14 protein-coding genes are annotated in these 13,050 nt (G+C 40.6%); 2 read left to right on the top strand and 12 right to left on the bottom strand.

Annotation, left to right across the window (positions count from 1 at the left end; all coding sequences use genetic code 11):
• Positions 1–132: 132 nt before the first annotated feature.
• The 6 genes from HNQ85_RS06030 to yneA all read right to left on the bottom strand — a co-directional run bounded on the left by HNQ85_RS06030 (position 133) and on the right by yneA (position 4,574).
• Entirely contained in the window at positions 133–345 is a 213-nt protein-coding gene (locus HNQ85_RS06030) for a YneF family protein (protein WP_111643833.1), read from the bottom strand.
• Positions 346–430: 85 nt separating this feature from the next.
• Positions 431–877 carry a sporulation inhibitor of replication protein SirA gene (gene sirA / locus HNQ85_RS06025; protein WP_181536852.1) on the bottom strand — a complete coding sequence of 149 codons (447 nt, stop codon included), beginning with the start codon at positions 875–877 and terminating at the stop codon, positions 431–433.
• Positions 878–1,056: 179 nt separating this feature from the next.
• A complete protein-coding gene (tkt, locus tag HNQ85_RS06020) occupies positions 1,057–3,066 on the bottom strand; it encodes a transketolase (protein ID WP_181536851.1) in 2,010 nt (669 codons plus the stop codon).
• Positions 3,067–3,300: 234 nt separating this feature from the next.
• Positions 3,301–3,531 carry a DUF896 domain-containing protein gene (locus tag HNQ85_RS06015; RefSeq protein ID WP_181536850.1) on the bottom strand — a complete coding sequence of 77 codons (231 nt, stop codon included), beginning with the start codon at positions 3,529–3,531 and terminating at the stop codon, positions 3,301–3,303.
• 48 nt (positions 3,532–3,579) lie between these two features.
• Complete coding sequence (locus HNQ85_RS06010; RefSeq protein WP_181536849.1) at positions 3,580–4,254, bottom strand: YneB family resolvase-like protein; 675 nt, start codon at positions 4,252–4,254, stop codon at positions 3,580–3,582.
• Between the two features lie 14 nt (positions 4,255–4,268).
• Positions 4,269–4,574, bottom strand: a complete 306-nt coding sequence (gene yneA / locus HNQ85_RS06005) for a cell division suppressor protein YneA (protein ID WP_181536848.1) — start codon at positions 4,572–4,574, stop codon at positions 4,269–4,271.
• Positions 4,575–4,729: 155 nt separating this feature from the next.
• Between yneA and lexA the strand changes: the two genes are divergently transcribed.
• Positions 4,730–5,353, top strand: a complete 624-nt coding sequence (gene lexA / locus HNQ85_RS06000) for a transcriptional repressor LexA (RefSeq protein ID WP_181536847.1) — start codon at positions 4,730–4,732, stop codon at positions 5,351–5,353.
• Positions 5,354–5,479: 126 nt separating this feature from the next.
• On the opposite strand, the gene HNQ85_RS05995 is transcribed toward lexA, so the two are convergent.
• From HNQ85_RS05995 to hflX, 5 genes are all read right to left on the bottom strand, one after another.
• Positions 5,480–6,181 (bottom strand): class I SAM-dependent methyltransferase, encoded by a 702-nt coding sequence (locus HNQ85_RS05995; RefSeq protein ID WP_181536846.1) that lies wholly within the window; start codon positions 6,179–6,181, stop codon positions 5,480–5,482.
• A gap of 262 nt (positions 6,182–6,443) precedes the next feature.
• On the bottom strand, positions 6,444–7,778 hold the full coding sequence (gene glnA / locus HNQ85_RS05990) for a type I glutamate--ammonia ligase (RefSeq protein WP_181536845.1): 1,335 nt from the start codon (positions 7,776–7,778) through the stop codon (positions 6,444–6,446).
• Between the two features lie 54 nt (positions 7,779–7,832).
• A complete protein-coding gene (locus HNQ85_RS05985) occupies positions 7,833–8,246 on the bottom strand; it encodes a MerR family transcriptional regulator (protein WP_181536844.1) in 414 nt (137 codons plus the stop codon).
• A gap of 207 nt (positions 8,247–8,453) precedes the next feature.
• The gene (locus HNQ85_RS05980) at positions 8,454–9,722 is read right to left on the bottom strand and encodes a methionine gamma-lyase family protein (protein WP_181536843.1); all 1,269 of its coding nucleotides are present in this window, start codon (positions 9,720–9,722) and stop codon (positions 8,454–8,456) included.
• 13 nt (positions 9,723–9,735) lie between these two features.
• On the bottom strand, positions 9,736–11,001 hold the full coding sequence (gene hflX / locus HNQ85_RS05975; protein WP_181536842.1) for a GTPase HflX: 1,266 nt from the start codon (positions 10,999–11,001) through the stop codon (positions 9,736–9,738).
• A gap of 175 nt (positions 11,002–11,176) precedes the next feature.
• On the opposite strand from hflX, the gene HNQ85_RS05970 reads away from it, so the two are divergent.
• Entirely contained in the window at positions 11,177–11,791 is a 615-nt protein-coding gene (locus HNQ85_RS05970; protein ID WP_181536841.1) for a trimeric intracellular cation channel family protein, read from the top strand.
• A gap of 47 nt (positions 11,792–11,838) precedes the next feature.
• On the opposite strand, the gene HNQ85_RS05965 is transcribed toward HNQ85_RS05970, so the two are convergent.
• The gene (locus HNQ85_RS05965) at positions 11,839–12,987 is read right to left on the bottom strand and encodes a thiolase family protein (protein ID WP_181537009.1); all 1,149 of its coding nucleotides are present in this window, start codon (positions 12,985–12,987) and stop codon (positions 11,839–11,841) included.
• Between the last annotated feature and the right edge of the window lie 63 nt (positions 12,988–13,050).

Below are 13,050 nucleotides of genomic sequence, written 5' to 3'. Positions count from 1 at the left end.
ATGCGCTTCTTTATTGTAACAAAAATAGAAAAATTATGAAAGTTTTATTCATCCGTCATCTTATCCATTGCCTTATCTTAAAAATGTTTTAACAAAATAAAAAGACACTCAATTGAGTGCCTGTCCAATGTTTTATTTGAATTGGTTGTTCATTGCTTTCATCATTTGATTAATTTTCTTTTGTGATGGAGTCATTCCCATTTGCATCATCATCATGCGAATCATTTGCTCATTGATCGGCGGATTTTTCTTTAGGTAATTCATCATCGTTTTACGAGCGATGAAAAATCCTAGCGCCGTTCCAGCAAGAAGAGCTAGAATGCCAACTAGAATCGTTGTCCACATACTTTTTTCCTCCTTCATGTTGTCTACCTAACAGTGTACTAAACAATGAGCTATTATACAATATTTCGTCCAGAAAATCTCTCATTTACGCAAATTTTCTTTTTTCTATTTTTTGCGCAATCCATTGCGCCCCGTTGAATCGGAAATCAACCGCTAAAAAGTGAGGCGTAATTGTTGATAGCGCTTCAAACATTTGCGAAACAACCGTCTCTTCATTATTTTCTACCATTAACATAAGGCGACGGTTTTGAAGAATTAATGTTGCTTCATCTTCAGCTTTTCTCGTTTGAATCATGTATATACTTTTTTCCGAGCGATAGTCGAGCCGTCTGCCAAATTGCTTATGAAGCGCTTCGTCAATCAACGCACTTGGAATCGGTTCCGTTATATAGCGGATTTGCCTCGCGATTAACTCTTTTTGTGGTGCCTTTGCATCGCTATATTCCCGAAACAACTCTACAATTTTTTCCGTGCGGTTTGCATAATGCGCAGCGATTTCATGATTCATCCAATAAATCCAATATCCAATCATGGTTCGTCCCCCATTCTTTTCCTAGTTATATGTATTATAGGAAAAGTATAGGGAAGATATTTGTCTATTAACGGAAAATATATCGACTAGTTTTGTCGATTTATCACATATGTATAGAAAGAAAAGGGACAGACCTCTTTTGTCGTATGGAGGTCTGCCCCTTAATACTCTTCAAATCATTATGCGTTGTTCAGCAATGCTTTTACGCGCTCAACAACATTTTCAACGGTAAATCCGTATTCTTCCATAATTTTCTCTCCTGGAGCAGAAGCACCAAAACGGTCGATGGCTAAAATATCTCCTTCCTCTCCTGTATAACGCTCCCATCCAAGTGAAGCTGCCATTTCGATAGCAAGACGCTTCTTTACGGTCTTTGGAAGAACGCTTTCTTTATATTCCTGCGATTGTTTTTCAAAACGATCCCACGAAGGCATGCTCACTACAGAAACATGAATTCCTTCCTCCGCTAACACTTTTTGCGCTTTTACAGCTAAGCTCACTTCAGAACCGGACGCCAGTAACAATGCTTGTGGAGCGCCATTTGCTGCCTCAGATACGACATAAGCTCCTCTTTTCACACCTTCATATGCACGTTCTGCTGTATGAGGCAATGTTGGAACATTTTGTCTTGTAAGTACAAGCGCTGTCGGTTGATCGGTTGATTCTACTGCTAAGCGCCATGCTGCTGCTGTTTCATTGCCATCAGCCGGACGAATGACAGAAAGGTTTGGCATTGCTCGAAGCGACGGCAATTGCTCAATCGGTTCATGTGTCGGGCCGTCTTCACCAACAGCAATACTATCATGCGTTAGTACATAAGTAACTGGTAGTCCCATTAATGCAGCAAGACGAATAGCCGGACGTAAGTAATCAGAAAAGACAAAGAACGTTCCGCCAAATACTTTCACACCGCCATGAAGCGCCATTCCATTCATTGCTGCTCCCATGGCAAACTCACGTACACCAAACCAAATGTTACGGCCATTGTAGCTTTCTGGCAAGAAGTTTTCTCCGCCTTTAATTAACGTTTTGTTGGAGCCTGCAAGGTCAGCAGATCCGCCAATCAATTGTGGTACGGCTTTCGCAATTGCATTTAATACCTCACCTGAAGAAGCGCGAGTAGCTAAACTTTTTCCTTCTTCGTATACAGGTAAGCTTGCTTCCCAGCCTTCTGGCAGCTTGCCTTCCATCGCTAACTCCAACTGCTGCGCTAATTCTGGATATGCTTGTTTATACGCCGCAAATAATTCATTCCACTCTTGTTCTTTTCTCTCGCCTGCTTCTTTAACGGCTTTGCGGAAATGTGCATACACTTCTTCTGGCACGTAAAAATCTTCTTCAAACGTCCATTTGTAAGCTTCTTTCGTTAATTTCAACTCATCAGCACCAAGCGGAGCTCCATGAACATCGGAAGTTCCCGCTTTGTTCGGTGAACCGTAGCCAATCGTTGTTTTTACTTCAATGAGCGTTGGACGAGATGTATCTGCTTTTGCTTCTTTTAACGCATTAGCAATTTCTTCAATATTATTGCCGTCTTCAACACGTAAATACTGCCATCCATACGCTTTAAAACGTTCTGCTACATTTTCAGAGAACGACAAGTTCAGTTCACCATCAAGCGAAATATCATTTGAATCATAAAGCACAATTAAGCGTCCAAGCTTTAAGTGACCAGCGAGTGAAGCTGCCTCAGACGCTACCCCTTCCATTAAATCGCCGTCACCGCAGATGGCGTATGTGTAGTGGTCAATAATGTCAAAGTTGTCTCTATTATATGTAGCTGCTAAATGTCTTTCTGCCATCGCCATTCCGACAGCCATTGCAATTCCTTGTCCAAGCGGACCTGTTGTTGCTTCTACACCTGGTGTATGTCCGTATTCCGGATGTCCAGGTGTTTTGCTTCCCCATTGGCGAAAGTTTTTAATGTCTTCCATTGAAACATCATAGCCACTTAAATGAAGCAAGCTGTATAAAAGCATGGAACCATGTCCAGCAGATAAAACAAAGCGGTCGCGGTTAAACCACTTTGGATTGCTCGGATTATGATTCATAAACTGCGTCCAAAGCGTATATGCCATTGGTGCTGCACCCATTGGCATTCCTGGGTGTCCAGAATTTGCTTTTTCAATCGCGTCAATCGAAAGTGTACGGATTGTTGTAATCGACAATTGTTCAATCGAATGTGACATTAAGCTTCATCCTTTCACAAAAACATTCTATTTACATTATCATCATTATCATATAGAAAAGCTAGCATTATGCACAAGCATTCATATCAAAAAATCGAAAATTCGTTGTAAAAAAGAGGCTGATCCCCAGGCCAAGTGTCCGCCCCACAGCACAATATATAGGACATCGCATTGGATAAATGAACTATATATCGTGAAATACGCGTGAGGTCAGATACTTATGGATCAGCTTCATTAATGAATTCGTTTTGCTTTACTTTCTTTTAATTTTTTCGGTGTGACATCGTTTCCGTTAGGGTCGATAATTTTCACGGAATGAAGCGTGTTTGTAAACGACTCGCGTAGCGCTTTTAAATATTCACGACGAAGACGTTGCTGTTCTTCTGCCTCTTTAGCGGTCAATCCGCTTGTCTTTGCCTTTTTTGCCAATTCATTAATTCTTGCAATTTTTTCTTGTGATAACATCGCTATATAACTCCTTTGTTGAATAACTGCCATGTACAGTACATATTACTAGAGTCCATTCGGATTGACAAGCGTTTCGCTCACGTTTGCTTCTACATATTCTTGGTAACGTCTATGTACCGTCGCTTTGGAAGCTTGATAGCCAAATCCGCGCAGCGTAGCAGCAATTTCCGCAAAAGTCAAGCCATTATTGCGCAACCGTACAATCTCTTCGACCGGCAATTCAAGCCGTTCTCTACCGGCATTTTCTCCGACGTTTTTCAAGTTACGCTCCGGGCGATAACCTCTTTCTACCGCCCTTTGCATTCCGCGCTTAATTTTTAAATTATGAATTTTTCGTTGATATTCCTCAACAATACTTATAATCTCTAATACCATGGAATCCGCTTCAGATAATTGAATTTCACCATGGTGGCTGACGGTATAGATTTTTACTCCTTCTTTTTGAATGCAGTGCAAAAGGGCAATTCTTGCATTCCCGCGGCCTAAACGTGTTTCGTCTTGAATGAGCAACGCTTCAATGCGCTCCTCTTTTATTAACGTCAACAATTCCAAAATTCCATCGCGTTCAATGTCGTATCCGCTTGCCTGCTCTTCAATAACTTTGACAATTTCAAATCCGTATTGTTGCGCAAGACGCTTGAGCTCTTCCTTCTGACGTTCTAAAGACGTTTCTTGCGCTTCTTTTTTCGTGCTAACACGGCAATAAATAATCGCCTTCACCATCATCACCCATTTTATTGATTGCTTGCTACTAGTTCTTCTCTCTCTGATTTTAACACTGGAATAACAATTTTTTCACCTGCAATAATTTGTTCGTTCGTTAAGCGATTAACATCGATGACCCATTCAATGAACTCGTGTGTTGATAAATTGTGTGAACCGCTGTATTTTTCCGCTAGTTCCCATAGCGTATCGCCCGCTGACACCGTTATTTCGATATAGTCTTCTTTATTGATGGGTTTTGTCGCATATAAAAACGATCCTATTAACAGAAGTGAAAGAATCGAAAATGTAACATAGTGTACCAACTTTTGTTTCATGGACTTTCCTCCTAGAGAATGTTTGTTCGTTTTTTCTGTTTTTTATCATAACTAGAACATTTGTTTGTGTCAATAGTTTTTTCGAACTTATGTTTGTACTTGTTCTTAAATCATGATATAATCAAAACAAAAGTTGATGATACGAGGTGCATAAAATGACAAAGCTATCAAAACGTCAACAAGAAATTTTAGATTTTATTAAAAAAGAAGTGCAAACGAAAGGATATCCACCATCTGTTCGGGAAATTGGCGAAGCGGTAGGACTTGCATCCAGTTCAACGGTACACGGACATCTCGCAAGGCTGGAAAGCAAAGGATTAATTCGCCGTGACCCAACAAAGCCACGCGCAATTGAGATACTCGATCCGGATTTTACTTCTTCTGTTCCAAAAAGCAATGTTGTCAATGTTCCCGTCATTGGTAAAGTGACAGCTGGTCAGCCGATTACAGCAGTGGAAAACGTAGAAGAATATTTTCCGATCCCAGACCGACTTGTTTCTCCAGACGACCAAGTATTTATGTTAGAAATTATGGGCAACAGCATGATTGAGGCAGGAATTTTAGATGGAGACTATGTCATTGTTCGCCAACAGCAAACAGCGAACAACGGGGATATTGTCGTGGCAATGACAGATGAGAACGAAGCAACCGTCAAACGTTTCTTTAAGGAAAAAGATTACATCCGCCTTCAACCGGAAAACTCAAACATGGAACCAATTATTTTACGCAACGTAACGATACTCGGCAAAGTAATCGGCGTATATCGGATGATTCATTAATTTCCTCATAAACAAAAAAGCTAACTTTTGATGATCAAGAGCTAAAATCTAAAAAATAAAGGTAGGCACATCTTAGTCATAACTAAGATGTGCCTACCTTTTTCATGTTTCATGTAATATAGTGCTTTAGATTTTTATTTTTAACATCGAATTAGCATTTTTCTGAAATTCATATGGAACTTTCACTTCTTCGACCGTACAGCCACTTTCTGTGAGGTAACTTACTAAATGGTCTAAATACTCATATCGTTTTCCTTCTAAATCTACTAAAGGAAAAATACGAATTTCCTCTTTAGAAACTCTTAATAACTCCTTTAGCGTTGTTATATGAAATTGATAATCTAAGCGATCCGCATACATAAATAGAAAATGTGCAGAAAGAATCATATCAAATTCAGCATCTTTAAACGGTAAAGAAGGTAAAGTAACTGGAACGTATCGTTCGTTAGCCTCCCTCATATCGTTAACACAATCTTTTAATGCTCTCAAACGATGTTCTCTGAGCCCTTCTATATCTTTGAAATCATCCCACATATAATTATTTTTCGCTTTTTCCATGTGTTCCATCGCATGTTCAATGTCTTGCAAACCTTTATTTTCAAGGTCTTCTATCGAATGGTAATAGGCAATATCACACGCGGTTACGTCTAATCCTAGTTTGTTACCTACTGCCGTAAACGAACATGCTCCTGCTGGACAATCCAGTATTCTCTTTCCCTTTAGCTCCTCCATTGAAAGAGAAAACATGTCCATATACTCTTCAAACGTTCTTCCAATAAAAACGATTCGTTCTAAATCTAATTTTGTATTCTGCTCTACCTTACTCAACTAAGCTCACCTCCCCTAACTAACTTAAAACCATTTTAACATAAAAATTTGGTAATTTTAACCTCTTTTTCCGACTTTAGAAACAAAGTTTATTCAACCGTTTATAACCCTCTACGTAAGCTACTTTCAACGGTTCTCGCCATTGCTTTATTTTCGATTTGACAATGTTTTCAATATCTATTATCACGCATAAAAAAAGAGGATATATGTTCTTATATTGAACATCGTATCCTCTCATCATTGTATTTAATGTTTTTGTTTATTAGTATAATGTCATATATTGATCGCGTTCCCACGGATGAACTGCTGTCCGGAACATATCCCATTCAATTTCTTTCGCTTCTACAAAATGCTCAAATAAATGTTTACCTAATGCGTTGATAATGACCTCGTCAGACTTTAAGTTTTCAAGTGCATGAGCCAAAGTTGCTGGCAAATCAACAATTCCCTCAGCAAGACGCTCTTCTTTTGTCATTACATAAATGTTGCGATCAACCGGGGCCGGAGGAGTTAGTTTATTTTTAATTCCGTCTAATCCAGCCGCTAAAAGTACAGCCATCGCCAAATATGGATTCGCAGCTGGGTCAACGCTACGCACTTCGATGCGTGTGCTCATACCACGAGATGCCGGAATGCGAATGAGCGGACTGCGGTTGCGTGCAGACCACGCTACATAACAAGGTGCTTCATATCCAGGCACAAGACGTTTGTATGAGTTTACTGTCGGATTTGTTACAGCGGTAAAGTTAGGCGCATGCTTCAACACACCCGCGATAAAATGTCTCGCTGTATCGCTTAATTGTAACTCACCATTTGGATCAAAGAACGCATTTTCGCCATTTTTAAATAATGATAGATTGCAGTGCATACCTGAGCCGTTAACACCAAATAAAGGTTTTGGCATAAATGTTGCGTGTAAACCATGTTTACGGGCAACCGTTTTGACGACGAGCTTAAATGTTTGAATATCATCGCACGCTCTAATTGCATTGGCATATTTAAAGTCAATTTCGTGCTGACCAGGTGCAACTTCATGGTGAGATGCTTCGATTTCAAATCCCATTTCTTCAAGCTCTAATACAATATCACGACGGCAGTTTTCTCCTAAATCGGTTGGAGCCAAATCGAAATAGCCGCCTTTATCATTCAATTCAAGCGTAGGCTCTCCTTTTTCATCTAACTTAAATAGGAAAAATTCCGGTTCTGCACCGAGATTGAAATCCGTAAAACCTAGCTCTTCCATTTCTTTTAATACACGCTTTAAGTTATAGCGTGGACAACCTTCAAACGGTGTTCCGTCCGCATTATAAATATCACAAATGAAGCGGGCTACTTTTCCTTTTTCCGAAGTCCACGGGAAAATAACGAATGTATCTAAATCTGGATATAAGTACATATCCGATTCTTCAATGCGCACAAATCCTTCAATTGAAGAACCATCAAACATCATTTTGTTATCTAATGCTTTCTCTAATTGGCTGATTGGAATTTCCACGTTTTTAATCGTGCCAAGAATATCTGTAAATTGCAGGCGGATATACTTGACATTTTCTTCTTGCACAATTCGGAAAATATCTTCTTTTGTATACTTTGCCATACTAACTCCTCCCCGGTATAAAAAAAGTATTGATATGTTAAAAAACATCAACCACTAATGGAAAAATCTCGCCATGTCGCCTTGACGCAGTGACGTACGATTAAATCGCCCTGCCTCTACCAATTCAGCTCTTAACAATTTCCGCAGTTCTTCGTCTGTTAAATCCGGCTTCTTTACTTTTTCCTTTACTGTTTCGGCAACTGGCTCATTCGACGGCATCGTTGACTGCCGCGCAGCAAAAATTTGTTTAATTCCCGCTAAATTAACTCCTTGCTCAATTAATTCTTTAATTTCAAGAAGGCGATCGACATCATTAAATGAAAAGAGCCGCCGATTCCCTTCCGTTCTGGCAGGAGAAATGAGTCCATGCTCCTCATAATAGCGGATTTGACGAGCAGACAACTCAGTTAACTGCATTACAATGCCCATTGGGAACAATGGCATTGAACGGCGAATGTTGCTACTCATGTCAAATTCCCCCTTTACTCTTATGTCTTATTTTATTCTATGTAATATTTTTTGTCAATGATATGTTATATTTTCTTACATCACAAAAAGAGACTGACCTAAAAACAAAGTGTCTGACCCCCACAATCATAATATAGTATATAACACCGGAAAAAACACTATATTATGATGGATTGTGCGTGAGGTCAGACACTTATGAGTCAGCCGCTATATCGTAATAAGGTTTTTCTCTATTAGCTGATCAAGCGCAGTGCAAATCGCAATCTTTACATGAGAATACGTCAGTCCACCTTGCACATAAGCGACATATGGTGGACGAATTGGGCCATCTGCTGTCAATTCAATGCTAGCTCCTTGTATAAAAGTGCCGGCTGCCATGATGACATCATCTTCATAACCAGGCATGTAATTTGGATAAGGAGTGAAATGTGCATTAATCGGAGAGGCATATTGAATCGCTTGACAAAACGCAATCATTTGTTCTGGATCATCGAATTGGACGGATTGAATTAAGTCGGTACGCTTGGCATTCCACTTAGGATGCGTATTCATTCCGAGTTTTTCAAGCATCGCCGCGGTAAATACAGCCCCCTTTAAAGCTTGACCAACAACATGCGGCGCTAAGAAAAACCCTTGATACATTTCCTGCAGACTATAAAGGGATGCGCCTGCTTCGGCACCAATTCCCGGTGAAGTCATCCGATAGGAGCACGCTTCGACATACTCTTTTTTTCCAACAATGTAACCGCCCGTTTTCGCAAGACCGCCTCCCGGGTTTTTAATGAGCGAACCTGCAATTAAGTCGGCCCCAACATGGCACGGCTCCTGCTCCTCAACAAACTCCCCGTAACAATTGTCAACAAATACAACAACATCCCGTTTAATCGATTTAACAAAATCAATCATTTCTTTTATTTCAGCAATCGTGAAAGATGGACGGGTTGCATACCCTTTTGAGCGCTGAATACCAATCATTTTTGTCCGCTCAGAAATAGCACTTTTTACCGCAGCAAAATCGACACGTCCTTCAGGAGTTAAAGGTACACTATTATAACTGATGTGGAATTCTTTTAGTGAACCAATCCCACTCCCACGAATTCCGACAATTTCCTCCAATGTATCATACGGTTTGCCTGTAATATAAAGAAGTTCATCATTTGGACGTAAAATCCCAAATAATGCAATGGAAATCGCATGTGTTCCAGAAATAATTTGCGGGCGGACAAGACCTGCTTCTCCTCCAAACACATCAGCATATATCATTTCTAATGTGTCGCGCCCCGTATCATCATATCCATATCCTGTTGATGGAATAAAATGAGTATCACTTACTTTATGATTACGAAAGCTTTGCAAGACGCGATATTGATTATAATCGATGCGCTCCTCGATTTCTTTATGAATAGGAGCAATTTGTGCTTCTACTTCTGCTACTAGTTGTGCAATTTTTTCTCCGTTTCTCAAATGCTGAAACATGTGACTACCCTTTCTATTTTTGATATGGTTTTAATTGTCCATTCAGTGCGTGATTAGCCAGTATATATCCATGGCATTCATACATACCGGTTTGTTCATCGTAACGCAATTCGCGCAAAATCGTATCTGATTTTAATTGAGCAAGCAGTTTTCCTTCATTACTCGGAATCAGTGCATAATATGGTTTCATTAATTTAACAACCGTTTCTTCGATCATTTGACGGAGACGAATCAAATCCGCTTCGCGAAAAGCGCTAATCATCAGGCTCTCCGTTTTCGAACTTGGCACGAAGTTAGGATGTACAATATCTTGCTTGTTATAAACTGTAATGATTGGAATGCCCGTCACTTTTAGTTCATCAAGCAGTTCATAGACGGTTTCCTCATGGTTAAAATAATCTGGGTTGGACGAATCAACAACATGTAAAATTAAATCAGCTTCCTTCACTTCTTCAAGCGTAGAGCGGAATGCAGCAACAAGAGTCGTTGGCAAGTCTTGTATAAAACCGACCGTATCAGTAAGCAGCACCGTATATCCGCCTCGTAATGTCAATTTTTTGGTTAACGGATCTAAAGTGGCAAACAATAAATTTTCCTCAAATGAGTCGGCATCTGTGAGACGATTGAACAATGTTGATTTTCCTGCGTTTGTATAGCCGACAAGCGCCACTTGAAATACTTGATTTTTTTTACGTCGCTCACGGTAGCGTTCACGGTGTTCTGCAATAATTTTCAGCTGCTCTTTAATTTCATCGATACGGCGATGAATATGACGGCGATCTGTCTCAAGCTTCGTTTCCCCCGGCCCTCTTGTACCGATACCGCCGCCAAGACGGGAAAGTGCTGTTCCCTGACCGGTTAAACGTGGCAGTAAATACTCAAGCTGTGCAAGCTCAACCTGTAATTTTCCTTCTTTAGAACGTGCCCGTTGCGCAAAAATGTCTAAAATCAGCTGCGTACGGTCAATGACTCTTGCATCTAAAAGCTTTGAAAGGTTGCGGTTTTGGCTTGGTGATAATTCATCATTGAAAATCACAACGTCCGCTTCCAACTCTTTTGCAAGGTTTGCTAATTCCTCGACTTTTCCTTTTCCGATGTATGTCGCCGAATGAATTTTTTCGCGTTTTTGTGTTAGCGTCATGATGACTTCTCCGTTTGCCGTCTTTGTCAGCGATTTCAGCTCTTCCATAGAATAAGAAAAACGCTCATCATCGACATGTGGGAGCTGACAGCCGACTAAAATAGCTTTTTCCCGCTCATTCGTTTGAATGTCTTTCAAGCGTTGTACCTTCTTTCTTACGAATTTTAACAAGCATTATCATATCAAAGTTTACGCTCACATGCCATATGAACCTCTTCTCTACCTTTTCGTGATAAAAAATAGATTGATTTTCTTGAAAATAATGAATACAATCGTTACGGTATCATTAGTTCATTTAGAAAGGGTTCATGCTATGACATGGGAAGTGTTAAGCGTTATCGGTACCATCGCCTTTGCTATTAGTGGTGCCATTGTAGCGATGGAAGAAGAATATGACATACTCGGCGTCTATATTCTTGGGATTGTAACCGCTTTCGGAGGCGGCGCGATTCGTAACTTGTTAATTGGCGTTCCGGTATCTGCTCTTTGGGAACAAGGAATGTTGTTCTATATCGCACTTGCAGCGATGACGATTGTTTATTTATTTCCTCATAAAACACTGCCTCACTGGAAACGATGGGGAAACTTTTTTGACGCAATCGGACTTTCTGCATTCGCGATTCAAGGCGCGCTTTATGCAGTGAAAATGAATCATCCATTAAGTGCCGTTATTGTCGCTGCTGTACTAACAGGAAGCGGCGGTGGAATCATTCGTGATTTACTTGCCGGTAGAAAGCCGCTTGTGCTTCACGCGGAAATTTATGCCGTCTGGGCGATTATAGCGGGCTTTGTTGTTGGCTTAGAAATAGCCAAATCACCAGTTGAGCTTTATGTACTATTTGTCATTGTTGCTGTGCTGCGCATATTATCTTATACATACAATTGGAAATTGCCGAATAAATCACTGAAAACGTATCATGTTGAATAAGTGAAAGGGAGGGTAATTCCTCTCCCTTTTTAGTCAGTAAAATGAACTCACAATCTTTCAACAACCGTTGCTGTTGCCATGCCATGTCCGATGCAAATCGTCAATAACCCGTATTTTCCTTCTCTGCGTTCCAATTCATGAACAAGAGATGTCATTAATTTTGCTCCGGTTGCTCCTAACGGATGACCTAAAGCAATGGCCCCGCCGTTTACATTGACTTTTGCCAAATCAGCCCCTATTTCCTTTTGCCATGCCAGCACAACAGAGGCAAACGCTTCATTAATTTCAACTACATCCATGTCATCAATCGTCAGTTTCGCTTTTTGTAATGCTTTTTTCGTTGCCGGAATAACGCCATCAAGCATATATGTCGGATCGGAACCGACCACAACTTGGGAAACGATTTTCGCCTTTGGTTTTAAACCTAATTCACTTGCCTTTTGCCGTTCCATTAACAGCACGGCAGCCGCACCGTCACTCATTTGACTCGCATTGCCTGCGGTAATTACTCCGTTTGATTTAAATACCGGTTTTAATGCAGCAAGCGCCTCAAGGGACGTGTCCCGTCTTGGACCTTCGTCCTTCGTTACCATCATCGGATTCCCGTCTTTGTCCATTCCTTCAACCGGTACAATTTCCTTTGTAAATTTTCCCGCTTCCTGTGCCTGAACAGCCCGTCGGTGGCTTTCGTATGCATATTCGTCAAGCTGCTGGCGCGTTAATCCATATTTTTCTACGAGAAGCTCAGCCGAAATGCCTTGATGAACAAACGTGTATTTTTCATGTAAAGACGAAGGAATCGTCCGCTCATTTCCGTCGCTCAATATTGGCACTTTTGTCATGCTTTCAACACCAGCAGCAATCGTAATATCCATATCGCCTGCTTTAATTTCTTGAGAGGCAAAGTGAATGGCTTGTTGGCCAGAGCCGCACATCCGATTAATTTGCACAGCCGGCACTTCAATCGGAAACCCTGCCTCCAATGCTGAAAGTCTGCCAATATTATAACCTTGCTCTTCTATTGGAGTGACACAGCCCATCACAATATCTTCAACAAGATGTTTTTCAATCCCGGCTCTTTTTACCACTTCATCAAGCACAATAGCCGCAAGATGAACAGGATGTTTTTCCCGAAAAACGCCATTTCGTTTACCGACAGGGGTACGTACCGCTTCCACAATGACTACTTCTCTCAAAGTCAACACCTCTTTATACAGATTTAACTGTCCACCACCGGACAAACATACGAACAATCATAA

The sequence above is a fragment of the [Anoxybacillus] calidus genome, assembly GCF_013760845.1.
Taxonomy (GTDB): Bacteria; Bacillota; Bacilli; order Bacillales; family Anoxybacillaceae; genus Paranoxybacillus; species Paranoxybacillus calidus.
This window is presented reverse-complemented; position numbering and strand designations above follow the sequence as displayed.

Coding starts and splice junctions, on each gene's coding strand:
- HNQ85_RS06030 (WP_111643833.1), bottom strand. CDS start 345: ATGTGGACAACGATTCTAGTTGGCATTCTAGCTCTTCTTGCTGGAACG.
- sirA (WP_181536852.1), bottom strand. CDS start 877: ATGATTGGATATTGGATTTATTGGATGAATCATGAAATCGCTGCGCAT.
- tkt (WP_181536851.1), bottom strand. CDS start 3,066: ATGTCACATTCGATTGAACAATTGTCGATTACAACAATCCGTACACTT.
- HNQ85_RS06015 (WP_181536850.1), bottom strand. CDS start 3,531: ATGTTATCACAAGAAAAAATTGCAAGAATTAATGAATTGGCAAAAAAG.
- yneA (WP_181536848.1), bottom strand. CDS start 4,574: ATGAAACAAAAGTTGGTACACTATGTTACATTTTCGATTCTTTCACTT.
- lexA (WP_181536847.1), top strand. CDS start 4,730: ATGACAAAGCTATCAAAACGTCAACAAGAAATTTTAGATTTTATTAAA.
- glnA (WP_181536845.1), bottom strand. CDS start 7,778: ATGGCAAAGTATACAAAAGAAGATATTTTCCGAATTGTGCAAGAAGAA.
- HNQ85_RS05985 (WP_181536844.1), bottom strand. CDS start 8,246: ATGAGTAGCAACATTCGCCGTTCAATGCCATTGTTCCCAATGGGCATT.
- HNQ85_RS05980 (WP_181536843.1), bottom strand. CDS start 9,722: ATGTTTCAGCATTTGAGAAACGGAGAAAAAATTGCACAACTAGTAGCA.
- HNQ85_RS05970 (WP_181536841.1), top strand. CDS start 11,177: ATGACATGGGAAGTGTTAAGCGTTATCGGTACCATCGCCTTTGCTATT.